The following is a 20,724-nucleotide window of genomic DNA, read 5'->3' as shown; positions in this document are numbered from 1 at the left end:
ATTTCCCGACGACTGCGGGAGATAGATCGAAGGCGACCCCGAACTCCCGCTACTGCGTCGCCGACGACTCGGTGGCCGTCAGTCGGGTGAGCGCAGTCATGACCGCGACACCGCAGCTCGGATACCCGGCCCCACAGCGTGGGCCGAGCAGGTGGATGCCACTTCGGCCGAATCGGTCCAGCTGGTTCCCACTGCCCTCACCATCGACAACATTCTGTTCGTGAACGGCCGTGTATCCGGCCGGCCGCCGTTTCCGGCATGCTCGGGCGTGCATCGTTCACCGCACCGAGCGGCCCGAACATGGTTGAGTGCACATTCGACCGGCCTGGCTCGGGTGAGGTTGTTCGGGTCAGAGGACGGGGGCCGATCCGGCAGAGAACCTATCGCGCCGTCGGCATCTCCGGAGGCGGACGATCTTCTCGACCCACCGCGCGATCTCGATCATCCGATCTGCGCTGTGCAGCTCCGCTCCACGGCGTGGGGCGCGCCGGAATGCGAGGCTCGGACGCCGTCGACGCGGCACCGTTGTCGGGCGGAGTCTCGACGTCCGTGTCGGAAACCGGCCTCTCCGTCGGTTTACTGCCGATCCGGCCGGTATCGCGCGCTGCCCCGGTCTCGGCGGCAGCACCGTCGGTGCGAGTCGCGTGCTGCCGAGTACGCCGGTTCATAGCGGATACCGTTGCCGTCAGGAACCGCTCGATTCTGCCGTTATCGGTTTCCGCACCGCCCCGAACTATCTCGTCGGTGGAGGTGTCAGGGACGTCGGCCGACGGCGTCGAGTCGGCGTCGACCGCGTCGATCGTCTTCGCGATCAAGTGTGCGACGGTGCCACTGCCGGTTGCCTTCCGCAAGCGGACCACTGCTGTCCGCACGACCTTCGAGGGCACCTGCAGTTCGATCGCGATCACGCGGTCGGACTTGCCCTCGGCTTTGAGGAGAATGATCCGACGTTCCTGTTCATCGAGGCTCAGCTCGGTCGCGATCGGCGTGGGTGCGAGGATCCTTGCGCGGATGGCTGCGGCGGCCAGCGCCGCTTGGTGGTCCGGAACCCCGAAGGTCTGCGCGAGCGCGGTGAATCGAAGATTCACCCAGGCCAACGACCGGCCGAACTCTTTCGCGATATCCTGCCGGCCGTGACCGGTCGCGATCATGGCCAGAATGCGGATCAGTTCGGTATGCCGAGTGGCGATGGTGTCGGCGTCGAGCTGGTGGATTGTTTTCGCGACCAGTTGCGCCGTGGTCGCGCAATTGGTGGCGTCTCGCAGCCGGGCGAGACGGAGTCTCGTTTGGCTGGGCGACAGGTTCACGACGGCGCCCGCTTGCGCTGTTGTTCTGCCCTGCGATTTCGCCGCGAGGATGGCTCGATCCACGGGTGCCGGCAGGATCGGGAACTGCGGGGGCGCGTCGATCAGCCCGCGTCTGATCCCGTCGGCCACCATTGCGGTGCTGTGGCTTTCGGTCCACATCGTGACGGTATCGTCGACCACGGTTCGCAGCCTGGTGGCGAGAGCGGGAAGTCGGGCCAGTAGCCAATCGTGTGAGCGGTCCATGGCGGCGGCGGCGCTGGGCACGGTGTGGCCGGCGGCGAGCAGCAGCAGGATGTTTCTCCACAGTTCCTCTTCGGGCGCTTCCTGAATTATCCCCTCGGCGACCGCGAACTCGAATACCTCTCGCCAGTTGTCCGCGGAAGTCTTGTAGAAAATATGCCTGACGGCCACCGAGACAGAATCAACGGAGATGTCCAGTTGTTCAGCTGTTTCGGCATAGGTCATGCCCTGCGCTCGTGCTGCGACAATTTGCGCCTCACGGCCGGACAGCCGTGGTCCAACAGTTATTTCTGCGGGTTCCTTTACAATGCCCAACTGGATGCCGCGCCGAAGTATCGCATCGCGATTCCCGAAGCCCAGCCTATCGCCGATTTCTCGCGTATAATTATTGATCGTCTTGACGGATAATCCCATTATTTCGGCGCACTGCTCGGGCGTTTTTCCCTGTTTGTAGAGCGCAAGCAGTTCGGCCTCGCGATCGTTCAGCAGTCCCCGCGAGAGTCTCGGTTTCGCTACTTCGGTCGCAACCGTTGCGTTCGACTCCATCCGTTCCGCGGCGACTTGGGCCAATGCGCGATTGTAGTTTATATTCAACCGCCTGACCAATTCGGAATAGTACTTGCGCAGCGCCGGTGCGGTGGTGCCCAATTCTTGCGAAATGCGCTCGTCGGTCGATCCGCTGAGAAGCTTGTATATTCTGGAATCGACAGCGACGAAATCCAGCTGATCAATCGTACGAGCGACCAGTTGAGCCGTCGTGCGGGACTGCGTCCTACGCTGCAGTAATTCGACCGTGGCCTGCACGAATTCGAGTGATCGACCTGTCTCGTCGGCAGCCTGCCGATCCGTCATTCCGTATGCTTTTGCGGTGAGTACCGCCCGCTCGCCCGGAAAGAGAGCGAGCGGCGACTGCTCGGGCTTGTCTATGAGTCCGCGTCGGATGCCGGTCGCCACCAGGGCCGCGCTCTCATTGGCGGCTCCGAACTCGTCGGCGAGATCCGCGCAGCGGGTTTTCAGCCGGTTCAGCGCCCGCTTCGAATCGGCGGCAATGCCGGAAACGGTGTGTCCGTCCGCCAACATTCGAAGAATTGTTGACGGCATTTCCTTATCAACGGCCAATTGACGTGCGAGAACGCGAGTAGCGGCCAGTAATTCCATCTGACGGAACGGTCGGTTTCCGGTTCCGGTCGTTTCGGCGCTCGGGCTGCGCGGCATCGTCCGGACAGTGTTGAGCAACGCCCGCTGGGTATCGTTGAGGCGATCCGACCGCAGGGCGTGTTGTATCTGTGCGGCTGTCGCTTGCTCGAGAATCTGTGCGAGTTGCGCACCATCGGTAGCCGGATCGTCGGCGGGGGCCGAATCATTCACGCTTGTGGCCACGTGGACGAGCCGCCGCCGGAACTCGACGAACATATCGTAATGCGGCATGCGTTCTAGCACCTTGGCGACGATCCACTGCTCGATATCGAGATCGTCGGGCATGCGGTGCAGGGTGTCGAGCGCGCGTTCGATCGCATCGTCGACGATATCCCGTGCCAGTGGCGACGCACCGTACCGTCGCGAAAGCCAACGATACAGTTTCTCGCCCAGCCATGTGCGCAACATATCGAGCGCCGGCTCCGGGTTGCCCTGTGCGACATGATTCTTGACGATGTGGGTCCGGTCCTCCGATGGCCGCCGGTCGTGTGGGGCCCCGTCGTCCGGGCTCGCAGCCGGTTTGGCACCGATCCGGTCGGAATCGGAACCTGTCGCCGTCGCCGACCGTCCGCCATCCCCGGTCCGACCACCGGTACCGCGTTTGCGGACCCCGCTCGCCGCGGATTCGCCCGGCGTATCCACGTACAACACGCTCGGATCGAGCCCACCCGGGCGCCACCGCCCCGACCGGTCCCGCCTCCGAGCGCGGGTGCCGCCGAGGCCGTCGCCGCCTGGATCGTCGAAGGACAAGTACTCCGGTGGTAGCGCCGCCGCCGCTCCACCGCCCCGCGATGGACCCGCAGCCGATCCGTCCCGCGCCGGCGCGGGGGCAGCGGGCGGCTGCCCTTCTCGGGCAACAGTATCCGAGCCGAGAACTCGACTGATCAGGCCAACAGCGGAATAGGGCGCTTGTTCCGCCTCCGCGAACTCCGACGGTTGCAGCACCCCCGGATAGTCGCGCACCAACCGCCGCAACCGCACCACAGCCTCGAACGCAGCGAACCGCACCCCCACAGCCGGAGCACCGAACTCCCTGGCCACCGCAGGATCCACCACCGCAGTCAACGCCTCGACCAAGCCACGCACCGCGGTCCGCTCCAACTCCCGGACCACGGACTCCGCCATACCCGACAACGCCGCCGTCTCGGCAACCGACCGCAACTCCTCGAACCGCGATTGGATCACCCGCTGCTCGGCCTCACCCAGGCGGCCGATCGCACCATTCAGCTCGTTGTTCGTCGCCGCGGCCAGCACGCGGCCATCCAGTCCCCAGGTCGCCTGGCGGTCATGGAACATGAACGCGCACAGCAACTCGCGGCGCAGCAGAACGAAATCGCTGCGCTGGTACCCGAGCCGATCAGCCGCCGCGAACACCTTCTGCCGCATCTCGGGACCCACACCGGGCGAACCGTTGAGCGCCCTGCTGATCCCGGCAGGACTTGTATCGACCTCCGCCGCCAGATCCGCGGTGGTGGGTGTGCGGTGCGCACCGGCAGCCCAATGCCTCGCCACTATCTCCGGGGGAAGCTTCGCGACCGACAGCTGGGCGAAGTGCGCGAGCCGGTCGTAGACGCTTTTCTGGTCGACGCCCGTGCTTGTCGCGATCCTGCGGATGGGCCAGCCGTACCCGAAGTGCAATTCTGCATACAGTGCTTCCGGCCCGGACAGATCCGGAGAACGCGGTACCGCAGGATCGGGGTCGCGAAGGGCGACCCGCAGTAGCGCCAGGGCCCGCGACGCCGCACCGACGGAGTCGTCCTCCTTCGAGACCATGCCGTGAACTCGGTTGATCAGGCCAACAGCGGAATAGGGCGCTTGTTCCGCCTCCGCGAACTCCGACGGTTGCAGCACCCCCGGATAGTCGCGCACCAACCGCCGCAACCGCACCACAGCCTCGAACGCAGCGAACCGCACCCCCACAGCCGGAGCACCGAACTCCCTGGCCACCGCAGGATCCACCACCGCAGTCAACGCCTCGACCAAGCCACGCACCGCGGTCCGCTCCAACTCCCGGACCACGGACTCCGCCATACCCGACAACGCCGCCGTCTCGGCAACCGACCGCAACTCCTCGAACCGCGACTGGATCACCCGCTGCTCGAGCAGACCCAGCCGACCGAACGCACTCGCCAGTTCGGACGTCGTCGCGGCGGCCAGCACGCGGCCATCCAGTCCCCAGGCCGCCTGGCGGTCATGGAACATGTATGCACACAGCAACTCCCGGTGGTACCTGAGCCGATCAGCCGCCGCGAGCACCCTCTGCCGAATCTCGGGGCCCGCACCGGGAGATCCGTTGAGCGCATCATCGACCTCGGCAGGACTGGTCCCGGCCTCCCGCGCCAGATTCTCGATCGTAAAGGCGTGGTCTGGACGGGCATCCTGATAACTCGCCACCGTCACCGAGGGAAGTTTCCCGACCGACAGCTGGGCAATACGCTCCAGCCCGTCGTGCACCGCGCTCTCGGCGTCGCCCGTGCTCGCCGCTACCTTGCCGATGGGCCAGCCGTACCCGAAGTGCAATTCCCCATACAGTGCCTCCGGCCCGGACAGGCTCGTGAGATGCGGTATCACCAGATACGGGTCGCGGAGCAGGGCAACCCGCAGCAGTGCCGGCGAAGGCGGCGCGGCATCCGAGTCGGAGCCTTCATCCGCTCGTTCCGATATTTCTCCGAGTTCTTCCGGCAGCGCCGGAACGTCCTTGCCGAGAGCCTCTGCCACAACGCGCAACAGCTGTGGAACGGCAGCGTGATCGAACTGTGGAAGATCCGCGCCGTCCGCCGGGCCGCCGCCCGCCCAGAAATTCTGCCGCAACCACCGGTTATACCGCGTGTCGGCCAGCGCTGCCATTGCCTGCCGGGCGGCATCTGCCGGGATCGGTTCCACCAGCAGGCGGTATGCCGGGCTCGACTCCATCCCCCTGCGCGCCAGCACGGCGGCGACACCGGCGCACACATGGCGGAACACCATGCGGTCGACTACGTCCCGAGCTATGGCACGCAGCCATAGCTCGACATCCCGCACAGGCGCAGCGGGCCCATTCGGATCGAATGCGAGATCGAAGACCTCCCGCAAGGTCTGCTCGGCCAGCTTCCGCTGATCGGGTCGGTCGGGCATCGCCCCTGCGACCAGCACAGCGATCCCGCGGTAGAACCTCCGCCACAGTTGTTCTCTCGCCGTCTCGTCGCCGGCACGGGCAGCCGACAAGAGGGCCAGTGGTCCCGCAGCGGCAGCGGACCCTCGGTCCGAGGGGCCCGGGCTGGGTCGAGATCCGATGCGCCCGGTCGGCCGTACCTGCGGCCCCGCGCGGGTGAACGCCGGGTCGATCCGGCCGTTCCGGAGCGCCCCGGCAACTTTTCTGGCCAGCGCCTCCTTCGAGCGGGCCCGCAGACCGCCCGCGAACATCCACGCCACGGCCTTGCCCGTTTCCGCGGCACGATGATCATGAGCGAGTTCGAACCGGTTCCACATGTTCGCCGCATGGTTCTCGCGCATCTGGATTTGGATCACCACGCCGCCGACCACGATCTCGTGCGAGGTGGTGGCGACCGGGATGTCCGGGGGTGTGTCCCGCCACTGTGCGCGGGGATGATGCTCCTCGGTGAGCATCCGGATCACGGCCGCACGGGCGCTGGTGCCGTCGACGTCCTCGGTGATGTCGATCCGCGCTTCCAGTTCATCGAGGGTGGTCGAGGAACTGAACCCGCCGAGCGACTCCATCCAGGCGTCGAAACCGATCGGCCCCGCCGGCCGACCCGCGAGCAAGCCCTCGGCGTACGCGGTCATGAGCCGAGCGCCGATCTCGGTGTTGCTCGGGCGGTACTCCTTGCTCTCGAATCGGAAGTCGACTTCTCCGTCCGCATACGGGCTGACCGTTATATATGCGACGTTGTAGGGCGACGAGCGCGCCAACGCGCCGGCGAACTCCGCATGCTGGGCAATCAACTCGCGCCGAGCCCGGTCATGCCGGCCCTGCATGGCAACGATGAGCAGCGTGGGCTTTCTGCCACGCTCGGCCGTCGGCACCAGCTTGGCATGGTCGGTGAGCCAGGTGCCCGCTTCATGCTTGCGATACCGGTGCTCGTGGTGGCGGCGGGTCGCTTCGTCGTCGAGTACCTGCCGTGCCTCGTCGAGTTCGGCGACCACCGCGTCGAGGCGGACGATTGCTTCGGCCCGCTTCCGGACGGCCGCCGCGCGCTGTCGATCCGCCGGTCCCAGCCGTTCGACCCGCAGCCGTATGGGATCGGCGGCGGGGAGACGGGCCGGGTCGTCGAGGACGGTCGGCGACAGGTCCGCCAACTGCGCCGGATCAATTTCCAGCGCCGCGGCCAAGGCGCGCCACTGCTCGTCCACTTCCCGGCGCGCGTCCCGCCGCGTCGCCGAATCCGGCGCCACCCGGGCGTCGTCACTCGCTTCGCCGACCTGCCCGAGCAGCAGCCGGATCCGCTCCTGTAACAACCCGAAGTCCGCGACAGCCGGGCCGTTGTCGCCCAGCGCCGGCTGCGGTGGCATCGGCATCGGCTCGACTGGATCCGGTTCGTGGCGAAGCACCCGCAGTTGTCGCAGAATCTGCGCCAACCGCGCCAACTCGACCTGATGGCGCCGGAGCTCGAGCCGTTTCCGTTCCTCGGCCTCGGGCAACGTCACCTGGTCCAGACGCGTCAGGCCGGTCCCTGCTCGGACAGCCAGCCGGTCGAGTTGTCCGTCGATGAATTCCTGTCGCCGCGTGAACCGCTCGAGCATCTCTGGAGAGCCGGGTGCACTCCCCGGCTCGGTCCGCGCTCCCCCGGGTGTCAGACCGTGTCGTTTCATCAGCTCGTCGCGCTCCCGCTCCAGCCGGCCGATCCGGTCGGTGATATCGGCCGTCTCGGCCTCCTCGGCGGCGACCGGCCGCGCGGTGACTTGCACCCAGCCCTGCTCGGTCCACTGCACGCTCTGTCGGGCGAGTTCGAGGTCGGCGCGCACCACCGCTGCATTGCCCGCATCTCGGTCGAGCTCGGCGAGTGCGGCCAGGCCCCATCCGCTCCAGCCGGCACGAGCCAAGGCCGGATCGAGTGCCCGCAGCTGTTCGCGCAGGTCGTCGATCTGCGACCAGGACATACCGTCGGTATCGAAGGACATCTCACGGCGCCCGTCGATCTCGACAGTGCGCAACTGCTCCCACAGCCGTCCCAGCGGCTCCGGCAGCACGGTGATGTCGAGATTCCCGAACGGCGACCGATCGGTCCTGCGGTAGCCGGTGCCATACTGCACGGGCTCACTCCGGCCGGGGCCGTAACACCACACATCGGCCGCCTGACGGACCCGCTCCGCAGTCTCCGGATCCCCCGCTCTCGATGCCGTGGCATACTGGGCGGCCAGCTCCGTCAGCTGCGCGCGTGTGTCTGCGGCCATCGGGTGTACGGCGGTTTCGACCCCGCTGAAGACGAAACCCGCCACCTCCGAAATATCGCCGGGTATGTCGAGCTGCATCTCCTTCAGCACAACGCCGTCGCGGCCGACGGCCACGATCCGATCGCGGATATTGGCCAGCGCGCCGATCTCACCGGCGGCACCGGACAGGACCACGGCCGCGCCGTCACCCAACGCCTGCACCACCCGCGATATCTGCTCGATGCCGCCGGTGAAGGTGCGCGGTTCGGAACCGAGCGCGGCGGCAACCGCGAATTCCGGGGCGCCGTGGTCGCCGCTGTCCTCGCCGAGCGGACGGATATCCGGGTTGCGGGTCAGCGCCATGGCCAGCGCTACTACCGCCGGACCGTGGAACCGGGCTCGGTCGGCCGGGCCGGGCTCGGACTGCGGCCGTCCCGCGAGCCCGGCGGCGATCTGCTCGTCCAGCTCCCGCACCTGCCGGGCCAGCCGGTCGAGTTCGGCGACGATCCGGACCAACTCCGGCAACCGCTCGGCGAGAGGGGCCGGCGCCGGGAGGTAGAACCTACTCTCCGGCTCCACCGGCGGGGACGGGGTCTGCGCCATCTGGTCCAGTTGCTGCCGGCTCAACGTATCCGGGTCCAAACCGAGCCTTGCCGCCAATTTCCGGTATTCGGCGGTGGTGACATATTGCTTCAGCATCACCGACGACCGACGGGCGGCCAGTTCGGACAATCCGTCCTGCTGCTGGGCGGCGGTCGCTGTGTGCAGCCGAACGACTTCCGCACCGCGCCGTCGCGCCGCGCCCGGCTCGAACAAGGCGATGCGGTCCCAGGCCCCGCCGACAGGGTGCACCGGTCGTTTGTCCGGCCCGAAGAAGGCACCCTCCACCGTCGAACGGAAATCGTCCTCCGGAGTGAATTCCCGCAGCACTCCGGTGCTGCGTTCGATCTCCATGATCGTGCCATCGATGTTCGACAGCACATACTGTTCCGCGCCCCCGTGGTACGTATCCGACACCAGCGCGACCGCGCCCGGGCCCAGTCGACGCAACTCCCAGACCAGGTACGTCTGCCCCGGGTAACGCAGAACCCGGGCGCGCACACTGTCGGCCAGATCGTCGGGTGCGTCGCCGAAATCCGGGTGGTCGGGGCGGCGAACCCAGTCCGCACCGACCAGGTCGGCAACCGTTTGCAGCGCCCCGACAAGGCTCGCATGCCGTCCGAGAGCGGCCTGTCGCGGGTCGATCCCCGCTGCCTCCACCAGCCGCGTCAGATCGCGGTCCGCCTCGGCCAACCGATCGCGCGCGTCCCGGTACTGCCGGGCCGCTTCCCGCTGCCGCGCGCGTTCGCCGGTGTCGGCCTGCCGGTAGGACAGCCAGAACGAATCATTCTCCGCGATATCGTGATCGCGCCATCCGCTCAGGTCCACGGTCCGGGTGTCCCAGTACCCATACCGCAGCAGCGCCGCGGTGTGCTCCCGGCGCGCATCGGCCAACCGCGCGGAGGGCTGGTCGGTCGCGTCGAGATCCCGCAACCTGTACGGCGTGTCCGCCGACTGCCCGGTGGTGGCCGGCTCGGCGCGCTCTTCACGCAGCTGCCGCTGGGCGATATCTGCGGCGAACTGCGCACCGGCCAACGGCACCGTCCGCTCCGGCTGGTGTGGGACACCGTCGTCGAATCCGAGCGCGGGAAGGATAGGACCGATCCGGCCGAACGGATCCGGGCGCGCTGGGGCAGGCCTTTCCTCGGCGGGGTTGCGACCCCGTTGCACCTCACGATCGTTCGACCCGGAGCCTGGTTCCTCGGAAGGTGGCCTCGCGCCGATGCTGTCGGAGCGCGGAAGCCCGGTGGATTGGTCGGGCAATGATGCGGTGCGTGCCTCGCCCTCGCCCTCGCCAGGTCGTTCCCTCGAGGTGGACCATGGGGCCGAACCGGCCGTTTCCGTGTCTTGCGCCGGTTCTGTCTGCTCGCCTTCGCCCGGGGGCTTCCTCCGCCAGCGCCATGGTGTTGTGCCGTTTCCGCCAGCGCGATGGGCGCCACCACCATCGATATGAGCGATGCCGAGGTCACGGAACTGCTTCCGCATTTGATGTTTGAGACCACGCCAGTCGTCCACACCGCGACCATCGATATCCACCGCCAGCGGCACGACCTCACCGCCGCTGAGCGCGATCATGCGCCGCGCGCCCCGCCCGGGCTCACGCTCCCCACCAACAGGAACCGCGCCCTGCATTCGTTCCTCGTGACCGGACACGCTCGCGCTCTGCGCACCAGGCGCAGAAACCTCGGACGTCGACAGCAGGTCCTGCTCACCCATGGGAGCGTGGGGATTGTGTGATCTCGGTGAAGTGTTGTCGGGCGGGGTGGGGGCGTTGTGATCTTCGGTCTGTGCGTCGCCAGGTGTGGTTGGTTCGGGTCCTTCGGGTTGTCGATCGGTGTCCAGAGTGCCTGCGGCGCCGGGCAGTTGGCCTGGGCGGAAGAGTTTCAGGGCGCCCTGGATGAGTGGTGTGCCGGTCATGGCAGTCAGGGTTGCGGCGATGGTGCGTGGAAGTCGGCGCAGCGCTCCGAGGATGGGTCCCAGGGTTGGTGGTATGACGACTGCGCCCGCTGCCGCGGCGGCGGTCCACCATGCTGCTGGGGCTGCGCTGAGCCACCAGTCGACAGCCGGCCTGGCAGCCATGGCGGCCAGGGTCGCGGCGATATCGGGCGGGAGTCGGCGCAGCGCTCCGAGGATCGGTCCGGCCAGCGGCAAAGCGATCCCGGTGGCGACCGCTGCGGCGGCGGTCCACCATGCAGACGGTACTGCCCCCAGCCCGGAAAGCGTTTGTCCGGCGAGCAATCCTCCAGCGGCATACGCGATCGAAGTTCGCATATTCAGCAGGGCGTTCGTCCGTCCGTCCATCGCCAATGCAGTGGCCGTCTGCCTGTGCGCGTTGACAGGTGCTGCTGTGCTGCCGAGGACAGTCCAGCCGGCGACATTGGCAGCGGCGGCGGCCCAGGGGTGGGCGATTGCTGTGTCTCCTACCAAGAGCCCAGCAACCGCCGCCGTTCTTGCCATGAGAAGCACTCTGACCAGTTTCGTGTCGTCCTTCGCACGGATACGTTCGATCTTTTCTTTCAGGTGCTTTTCCGCCCCGATCAGTGCGCCGAACACACCGCCCATCGCTGCGGCAACCATCAATACACTGGTCTGCCCGCCAGTGACGAGACCTTCGGTATGAGCATCGTAAACAAGTTTGCCGTATGATAAATAATGAGCTCCCAAGAAAAAGTTTTGAGCATTGCCGCTTCTGACGATATATTCCAACATCGGGTTGTTATGGAGAGCGATATTGGCTTCCTTGGCACGATCGCGGAATCGGTGTGAAGCATCTGCTTTTTGCGGAGTATTCTGTTTTGAATCGGTCGCATCCCGCCCCTTTATTTTTCGTGAGATCGTGAGTGCTCCCATATTCAACACGGAACCGATTGCATTGAACGCGAGAGGAATAACGGGGGCAATGAGGAACAATGCCGGGCCGACTCCCTGGCCCGCTACCCGGATCACGCGCCATTCGACCTCGCGATAAGCCTGATATGAAAGCGCACGCTCGTCGCCGGTCTTGATCCGCATTGCCTTACCGAACGCCGTGCTGTACAGGATTCCGAAGCTGCCCCCGACGAAAGAGGTTCCGACCAGTATCGGAATCAGAGGCTGAGCATCGAGCCCTAGATATGCGAGTGCTCCGAGTCCTGCGATGCTCGTCGCGACCATTGCAGCTTCGGTCCCGCGCAGCACTCGCCTGAGGTCTGTGCCGGGCTTGTCCACAATATCGCCGGCGAGTTGAGACCAAAGGATACTCGGGAGCGTCGCAGATACCTCTACCAAGCTGGCGGCCGTTGCACCGTGACCTTGCGCCAGATAGAAAGTTGCCGAATAAGCTGCCGTCCCGGCCGTTGCTGAAATAATATTACCTGCAAGGAGTCGTCCGAGGTCGTGATCGGTGCGAGCCTGGTGCAAGATAGATTTTTCTTTGCCTTTTTCCTCGCTGTCGGTGGTTTCCGAGGGTGTTTGCGTGTCGGTTTCGGCGGGTGATGTGGTTTCAGTGTTTGCCTCCTCCCGCTTCCCGGACCACCCGCTTCTGCCTCGGATCCACTTCCAGAAGGCGAGTTTCTTATTTGTTGCGCTGCGGTCGGCTTCCGAACCCGGCTGCTCGCCTCTCGGCTGGGATACCGCATCCGCCCCAGCTTCGTTTTCCGCCGAGCGGTTTTCCGTGGCTGCCGATGCGTCGTCGAGATCGGCGGCGGTAGGGTCGGATGCAGGCGTATCGGCCTGTGTGACTTTCTTGCCCGACCATGGCGTGCCGGCCGGTCGATGGTCGGGGGTTTGCGCGTCGTGCCGGCCGGCCTCGAGTAGCCGGTCGAGCGCACCACGCTGCACCGCCGTGAGGCGGCCTCCGCGCTGCGCCGCGGCAAGGCCCTCGGCAGCGTGGCGGCGTTGCGTAGCATTCATTTCGAACCAGCAGGTCACCAGATTGCTCGCGATGCCGTGCAACCATTCGAGCGGGGAGGCATCCTGGACCCGCCAGCGGTACTGGTCCGCGATGTCGAACGCCAGGCGGTTGAGTCCTTGCGCTACACGCACCAACGGCCGTAGCTCGGACGTGACTGCGGTTGCCGGGACTCCGAGATCGGCAAGCACTTTCGCGAACAAGGCATGTCCGTACTCCCCGCGCAGTTGCTCGAATGCCGCATTATCGTTGTCTCGAGCGCGCTGTAGGACGTTGCGAAGGATAGGCGCCGGTAATCCACCGGCGCGTTCCCCCTCGCCCGGTCTCGCGCCGATCGCATCGTCGGACCCGGCGACGGCTGCGAACGCGGCGTCATCCGCCCAGACGATCCCCCGCAGAAGCGAACGACCGTCCGTGTTTCGTCCCGGCGCCCCGGTGATGTCGATTCCTTCGAAGGAAGGGGCGAGTTGGGATCGGTCGGGCGTGGTCCGGGCTTCGAGAGCGCCACTGCCAGTGGGCTCGAAGTAGGCGATGTAGGTGTGCTCGGGCTCGGTATAGGTCGCTTTCCAGTCGAGGTAGGGGCGAGGGTCACCGCCGGTGAGCTGGTCGTGGACGTAGGTGGTGGTGAGTCCGGTTCCTGGGTTGGTTCGGCGGGTGATGATGTACGCGTGCGCGTGCTCGCCGCGGCCGACGACTGCGACGGCATAGGTGCCGACCGGTTTCGTGCGCAGGTCGTCGACGGCCTTCCACATCGGGTCGTCGGACCGGACACGGGGGGTGATCGGCTGATGTTGCAGCCCGGAGCCGGTGGCGGTCTGGAAGTGGACGGCCCGGCGCCCGGTGACGGGCAACACGGGCAGGCCGTTGCGCTGCAGGATGTCGACAACCCACGGCAAGCATGTGCGGACCTCTGCCGGAAGGACGGGCGCCGGTGATCCACCGGTGCGTTGCCCCTTCTCGGCCCATAGTGATGGCGAATCGGATTCCGCGACCTGTGGGCGCGCAGTTGCCGCCGCGTCGGACGAAAGGGACTGTGGTGGTAGCGAGTTCGGTCGGTGTGGCTTGCTCCCGATGGCGCCCTCCGGTGCGCCCGCCAAGTCGATTCCTCGGGCCGCGGCCTCCGCCACTGCGGCCGCTTCTCCGCTGGTGCGCCCGTCGTCGAGCTCATCCTCGGCGCCGAACATATCGAAGAATTCTTCGTAGAATACGGCCTCCTCGGAATCGACATGAGAAATGTCGTAGCCGAAAGCACTGAACACTGCCCGGTAGAACGCAGTCACATTGAAATCGGTAGCGTCCAATATCGACTCGTCCACGATCGACACGCCTGCCATCCGCATGGCCTGCACAATCTCGTAGTCGGTATGATGCGGGTACAGTGCTGCCATCACTGCGCCGGCGAAATCACGCTCAACTACCCCAGGTGGGCGCAGCCAAGCGAAGCGTGCCATCATCCGGGCAGTCGTCCCCGATATACCGGTCAACGCTGGAATTCCGTGCTCGATGGCCTTCTCCCGGAACCACGCACCATTCGGATCGAAGTCGAATCGCGCCCCGCCGGGCCGCCACGGGATCCGGACCGCATACCGGCGGGGATCCAGTCGCAGGGCCGTCGCGGCGTCAACGATACCGTGATCGTGGTAGACCAGTACGGTCCGTATCACAGCTTTTCCTGAATCGTCCCGTACACGTCGGCCGCGCTCGTCGTGGACATAGAGCGGCAGCACATTCTCGACCGTGCTGTCCTCGGATTTCAGCTGCGCCTCCAGCGCATCCACATCGACCCGTCCTGTGTCGTCACGCAGTATGCGATCGGGATCGAGCCGGTTTATCCGAAACGCACGCAATCCACCGGGTACCGCTTCCAATTCCCGGTGCGAAAGCGGCATACCCATCAGTGCCCAGTCCTGCACCGTCAGCAGCCTGCGCCGTCGATTCTCGTCGGTCCGGGGCCGGACATCTGCCCGGCTGCGGCGATCATATTCATCGAATACGCGGAGCGCCGCATCGGTACGCAACGTTGCATGCCGGACCAGATGCAGATCCTTGACCGTAAGGTCCGCCAAGGGCGTGTTTTCCAGCATCGATGCCCGGACGCCACGCAACGCGGGGACATCGAGACCCAGGTCCGCTGCCGCTGTTTCCCATTCGGGTTGTCGGAACAGCTTGATCAGGCCCGCGTCCAGTGTCGTGCTACACGGCGGTTTACGCTCCCCGCCACGAAGCATGGCATTGAGCAGCGCAGCCATGAGCTCACGTGGGTTGCCATCTCTCAGCAATTCCTCGAGCGGCACACTCCTGGGGACTATGCCGTCCCAACGATCGATCTCGGGCGCGAAGAACGCCTCGTCGATCTGCTCGGAGCTGGCCTCGGGATGCAAACCCGTCAATACGTCGCGCAGTAGCCGGAGGGTCTCGACAATCGCTCGACGCGTAATCGGGCTGTTGTACAGATACCGCGCCAGCGCCAGTTCATACCGTCCCCGCAGTTGCCGCCACTCGTAATTCTGGTCATCGGAGATCGTCTCACCGCGGCGCACCCGCCGCGTTTCGCCGGAATCCCGGTCGCTCGGTCGTCCGCGGACCGGCGCATTCGTGCCGTCGTCGGGCGGGGCGTTGTTCGCTGCCGGGGTGTTCGGCTGCGCCGGATTGCCGGATGCCGCCGCGGCGCTCCCCGGCGTCGTACTCGCGGTCGGGCGGGCAGACGCGGGGGTTGGTCCAGGGTTGTCCGTGATGTGGTCAGGACCGTCGTGGGGGCGACTGCCGACCAGCCTGAATTCGTCACGGCGCCTATCGTTCGATATATCCCCGGCGGATCCCCAGCGACCGAGCACCGCTTCGTCCGGGCCCTGTTGTCCAACGGGTATCGCGTTGATTTGGTCCTGGATGGACGGAACATCGACTCTCCGGGATGGTGGCAGCCTCTCGGCGTCGGGTGCCTCCGCGGGCGATCCGGAGACGAGGTTGCCGTCCCGGTCGAACTCGATGGTCTCGAACCGCCGCTCGCCGGCGGGTATCCGGTTGATGAATACTTCCTGTTCGCGGCGCCAATCATCGAATCCGACGGCCTTGTTCAGCAAGGTTCGGCGGTTGCGCAGATCTCGCGGGCCGTAGTCGTTGTCGGTGTTGCGGTCGCGCGACGCGGCCAGGTCGACGACGACCAGGTTCGGTTCGTCGATCGAGGTGCTGTCGTTGACCAGCAGCACCATATGGTCGTCGGCCTCGGTGCTGGTGCCGTTGGCTCGGGTGTCTTTCCATTTGTAGACCAGGACGCTGATTCCGCCGGGCCGGTATTTCAGCGATTCGACCACTTCGTCCAGCGATCCGGTCTCCTCGAGCCCGGCGCCGAATATATCGCGCACCGTTTCGCGGCCGTATCCGTCGAGGCTGGTCGGCGGAGTCCAGAAGCGGCCGGCGTTGTCGGGACACAGTACTCGCATTCCGGTTACAGCATTGTTGACACAACTGTTGGGACTACGGCGATGGATCTGCACGACCGAATCGAGCAGCGCCGAGAGTGCCAAGTAGCGTGACGCGGCGGCAACTATGTCGTCGGCTGTCGCCTCGTCGGCATCGCTGTTCTGCGTGTCGGACTGCTGAGCAACGGCGTCCTGGGATGTTTCATGCCGGGTACCGTGGCCCACAGGCCCGGATTCCGCGGCAAGCGAGTCGGTATCGTCGCGTGCATCGGATTCGGCGATGTTCACGGCGGGCAGGTGATCGCCTACCGATTCACCGAGGATGTCGCGGGCGATGCCGGGGTTGATGCTGGCGACGGGATAGCCCAGCGCTGCGGCGAGCGCGGCCCTCGCCTCGGTCAGCTCGGGATCGAGTGTGCGCATACCTTCGGCGCCGTCGACCGCGGCGATCGGCAGGCCGAGTTCGGCGGCGAGCCGATCCCGCAACGGCATCATGTGGTCCAGCGCCTGCTCGTCGGTGAACAGCGCACGCTGCAATGTCGACGCGGGGGCGGTGGCCTCGACATGTTGCCGTAGTGCCTCCGCCGCGGCGGGCGTAATACCCGTCCGCTGCAGCAGTTCGCGGATCGGGTCGAGGGAACCGCTGCGTTCGAGTGCGGTGATCTGGTCCGCGACCTCGGGAGCTGGGACTCCCAACAACCCGGCCAGTCGTGCGGTCCGATCCGCCGGCCCGTCCGGGCGGGTGAAGTCGACGTCGCCGCCGTACTGCCCGGTCTCGGCCTCGGCGAGGGTGAGGGCGGGCATGATGGTCGAGAAGGCGTGATGCCGGACGAAATCCGCGGTGGAGTGCCGCAGCGCCCGCTGCTGTAGTTCGGGCACCAGCTCGCGGACGGACTGGCGTGCCTCGACCATCGCGTCGTGGGTCCGGGGGGTGGGATCGGCGGCGTGCGCGGCCACGGCCTGTTCGTAGTGGACCACCGTCTCACGTACTCCGCGCAGGTGCATGGCATTGCGTATCAGCGCGTCCTCGGGTGACATCACCACTTGCGCGCTGCCGAGCTGACCGTTACGTGCCGTGCGGTTCTTGGCCTGCTCGTGGATGTAGGACTGCTCCGGGGCTTCGGTCATCCAGGCATGCATGCCGCCCATGGCCTTCACCGCATCCGACACCGAGATGTCGACACCGCGTTGGCCCTGCCGGTTGATCACCAGGATCTTGCCCTGCTCACCGGCCTCGTCGAAAACCTTTTGCAACTGGACTTCCCAGTCCGCACCCCAGCCGACGATTCGCTTGGCGTCGACCGCTTCGATCGCCTCGCGCGGCACCCCCGCGCGCACCAGCGCCTCCACCTGCCGCTCGACCAGGTCGTTGCGGTGACACAGGATCTCCTGGAACCGTCCCGCACCCCCATCCCGTAGCTCGTTCGCGTACTCGGCGATCGTGCGCAGCTTGGCATGGGTGTTTTCGGCCACATCGTGCTGGCCTTCCACCAACCGATGCGTCTGTGACCGTCCGACCTCGTACGCCGGTTCCAGACCGTAGATCTTCTGCAGCACCGGGTTCAGGTCGGTGAGCGTGCCGGACGCACCGGTCACTTCATCGAAGAAGGATCCCTCTCCGACACGGTAGATTTCGACCGAATCGATGCGTTTGGCGGATTCCGCATCCGCGCGCACCACGATCTGATGGTTCTCGGCCTTCTCCCCTCGGGCCTCGGCCGCGCGGAACTCCTTCGCCTCGATGGCCTGCGCGAGGCTCGCCTTACCCGGCTCCGCGCTCCACCGGGATTCGCTCGAGGTCTTCGGGTTCCGTTGCAGCCCGTGCTCGGCCTGATCGATGATGACGATCTTGCCCGCGTCCATTTCGTAGTGGACACCCGACCGGACGAGAAATTCGGCGTTGGCGGCGGTCTCGAGCCGGGAGGCGCCCATTCCCTCCAGCCAGTTCCGGCCGTCCGGCAGCGCCTCGACCTTTGCCCGCCCCGCGGGTGTGAGCTCGGGTTGACCGTCGTACCAGTACACGAACTCCGGTGTGCCGTCGGCCTGCACGCCGATTTCCTCGGCGATTCGCCGGAGGCCGAAATCTTCGTGCGACAGTGCCCCATCCGCGAGCGACTCGGCGAGGAAATCGTGCGCATCGAACACCTGACGGGCCGTGGCCTCCGGAGCAGCCTGTTCGGCACCCTCGGACCGCAGGAACTGTCGCTCGCCGCGGTCGATGATGCCGTCCATCTCGTCGATCAGCACATGCCGCGGGGGCTCGATGCCGGCATTACACAAATGCCCGACCGTTTCACCGGTCGCCACCACGATCGCCGGCCGGCCTTCCGCGATCGGCCCGAAGCCGTTCTCCTGATCGGCGCGGAACACGTCGATCCCGAAGTCGGCCATCAACTTCTGATTCGTCGAGTCGGTCAACAACTTCTCGTACGTGACGACTTCGCGATTGGCCAGCCCATCGGTCGTTGTCACCAGCAGAACCGAGCCATGGTGCACCGCACGTTGTATTGCGGTCGCCATGAATGCCAGCGATTTACCCTCGCCGGGTTTCATTTCCACCGGACGCGATTTCATCGCGTAGACGGCTTCGGCCTGCTCGACCCGCAGCACCATGCCGCCCGGCACCGCGTCACTGACCGTGCCGCGCCGGATGAGCTCCACTGTCGCCAGCAACGACTGATGCTCATCGCCGCCGTGTAGTCCAGCCTTCAGTACGTCGTCCGGAAGGTTGGACAGGCGCTGACTTTCCGGTACATGCTCGGCGGAGGCCTGGTGGAAGTCGATCAGCAGATCGACCGCCCGGTCGCGGTCACTGCGTGGCAGACCGGCGGCTTCGGCGAGACTGTCATGGTCGGTGGCCGCAACATTCTGTTCGTCGTGCACGGATGCCGAACGGTCGCCCGCAGCAGACGTATCGGTGCCGTCCGCTTCGGTCCGGTCCGAGCTCTCAGGTCTTTCCTGGCCGGACTGCTCGGGCGTCGCATCCCGCTGCGCGGTCACGTGCTCCTCACCACCCGACGCTCCCTGTTCGGCGCGGGCGCCCGGCGATCCCGCATCGCCCTCGGCGACCGGATGGGGCCGCGCCGATGCCTCGTTGCCGGCACCGTCCGCGACCGCGGCGTGTGCTCCGTCCGGAGCACCGGCCTTCTCGGGAACCTCGCCGACCGGTCGTACATCCGTCGGGACCTTCGGCGGTGGCGCGGTGTCGCCGGCCGCCTCGACCGACCGCGGCGCGGGCGCCCGGCCAGCAGCGCCCTGCGTGTCCGCCGGTGGCCGCTCGACCGTTGCGGTCGCCTCCGAACGCGGCCGCGCCGGGGCGGCGTCGGACGAGGCACCGGCAGCTGCCTGTGATCCCGGCGCTCGACCGCCTGTTCCCTCCGGCGCTCTACCGGCGGCTCCCTCCGGCGCTCGACCACCGGTCGCGGTGGGTGTTCCACCACCCGCGCCGTCGGCCGAAGCCGATGCCTGTTGCCCACTCCGTGCTTGCGGCTGCGCGGCCGCTGCCTCCCCCACGACCTCGGCGAGAGGCCCGCTGCGCTCACCTGCGGTATTCGCGGTCTCCGCAGCCGGGTTCCAGGTCTGCCTTGCAACCTCCCATGCTCGTTTCGATTCCGCCGAGATCTCGATCGGTGGGCGAGGCGCCGCGGTATTCGCGTCATGCCCTGCCGAAATCGGATCGGGCGGCGTGAACGGTGCGCCGCCGTCGATCGCCGACGGGCCGGCGCTCTGGGCATAGACGCCCCCGGCGACAGCACCGTTGAGCAGTGGCCCCAGCACCTCCGTGTAATGCTGCGGCCAACCAGCCACCAAGGCCGCCGCACCCAGGCCGGAGAGCGCCCCCGCCGTACCATGCACCAAACCCATGGCCACACGACTGGTGGCGATCTGGGGGAACGCCATCGGCGCGAACCGGCCTGCGAGCCTGGCGCCGGCCGCTCCGCCCGCGGCGGACACGGCGGCGACCTCGATCGACTTCAGATCGATGCCCGTGGGGTCGGAACCGTCCTCCCCGATGATCTCGAGCGCTCTGTCCCCGGTGGCGACCTGTAGCGCCTGCACACCCACTTCGACACCCACGGGCAGCGCGACTGCCGTGCCCATCCACTTGGCGAACTGCGCCGACCCCATACCGCTCAGCTGGGCGGCCGCCTCGGCCCCACCCGCCTGAATGGCCCGCTGTAGGTTCGCGCGCATCACGGCGACCTCGGCACGCCCCTGGACCAGCGTGGATTCGACCGCCGGCGCGGCCGAAACCTGACCGGCCGGCCCCGCCGCCGCGGCGGCGGCCAGCAAACCGTAGATCTTCCACGCCAGGTGGATGCCGAACGTGAACATCACGCAGAGCCATTTCTCCGCGTCGTTGGCCGCCGCCTGTCCCTGATCGGCCAAGGCATTCACGTCCTTGCCGAGCTGAGCGGCGCCCTGTCGATAGGAACTCAACGCCTCACGCAACTGTTCGGCCGTCTCACCTACCGAATCCTCTTGCGTCAAAAGGCTGTCGATATCGGCTGAATGGCCCTCCAGTTCCAGACTGCGGGCACGTAGCTCGGCCGCCATCCGGCGCATCCCGGAAATGTCGGCGCCGGGAAGCTCCCCGCCGAACACCACCATCTCGATCGGAGCCCGCAAGAACCCGGGCAGATATTCGAAGGCGTTGCGCAACTGCACGACCGGGCTGAACAGTGAACCGTCCACCGCCCGA

Annotated in this window: 1 protein-coding gene; it reads right to left on the bottom strand. The window is 66.5% G+C overall.

Going from position 1 to position 20,724, the window contains the following annotated elements:
- Positions 1-380: 380 nt before the first annotated feature.
- On the bottom strand, positions 381-20,717 hold the full coding sequence (locus tag ACWCPQ_RS17055; RefSeq protein WP_449899672.1) for a LuxR C-terminal-related transcriptional regulator: 20,337 nt from the start codon (positions 20,715-20,717) through the stop codon (positions 381-383).
- Positions 20,718-20,724: the final 7 nt, after the last annotated feature.

It is taken from the genome of Nocardia sp. NPDC001965 (assembly GCF_053594175.1).
Note: the sequence above shows the minus strand (reverse complement) of the source record. Positions and strands in the feature narration are given on the sequence as shown.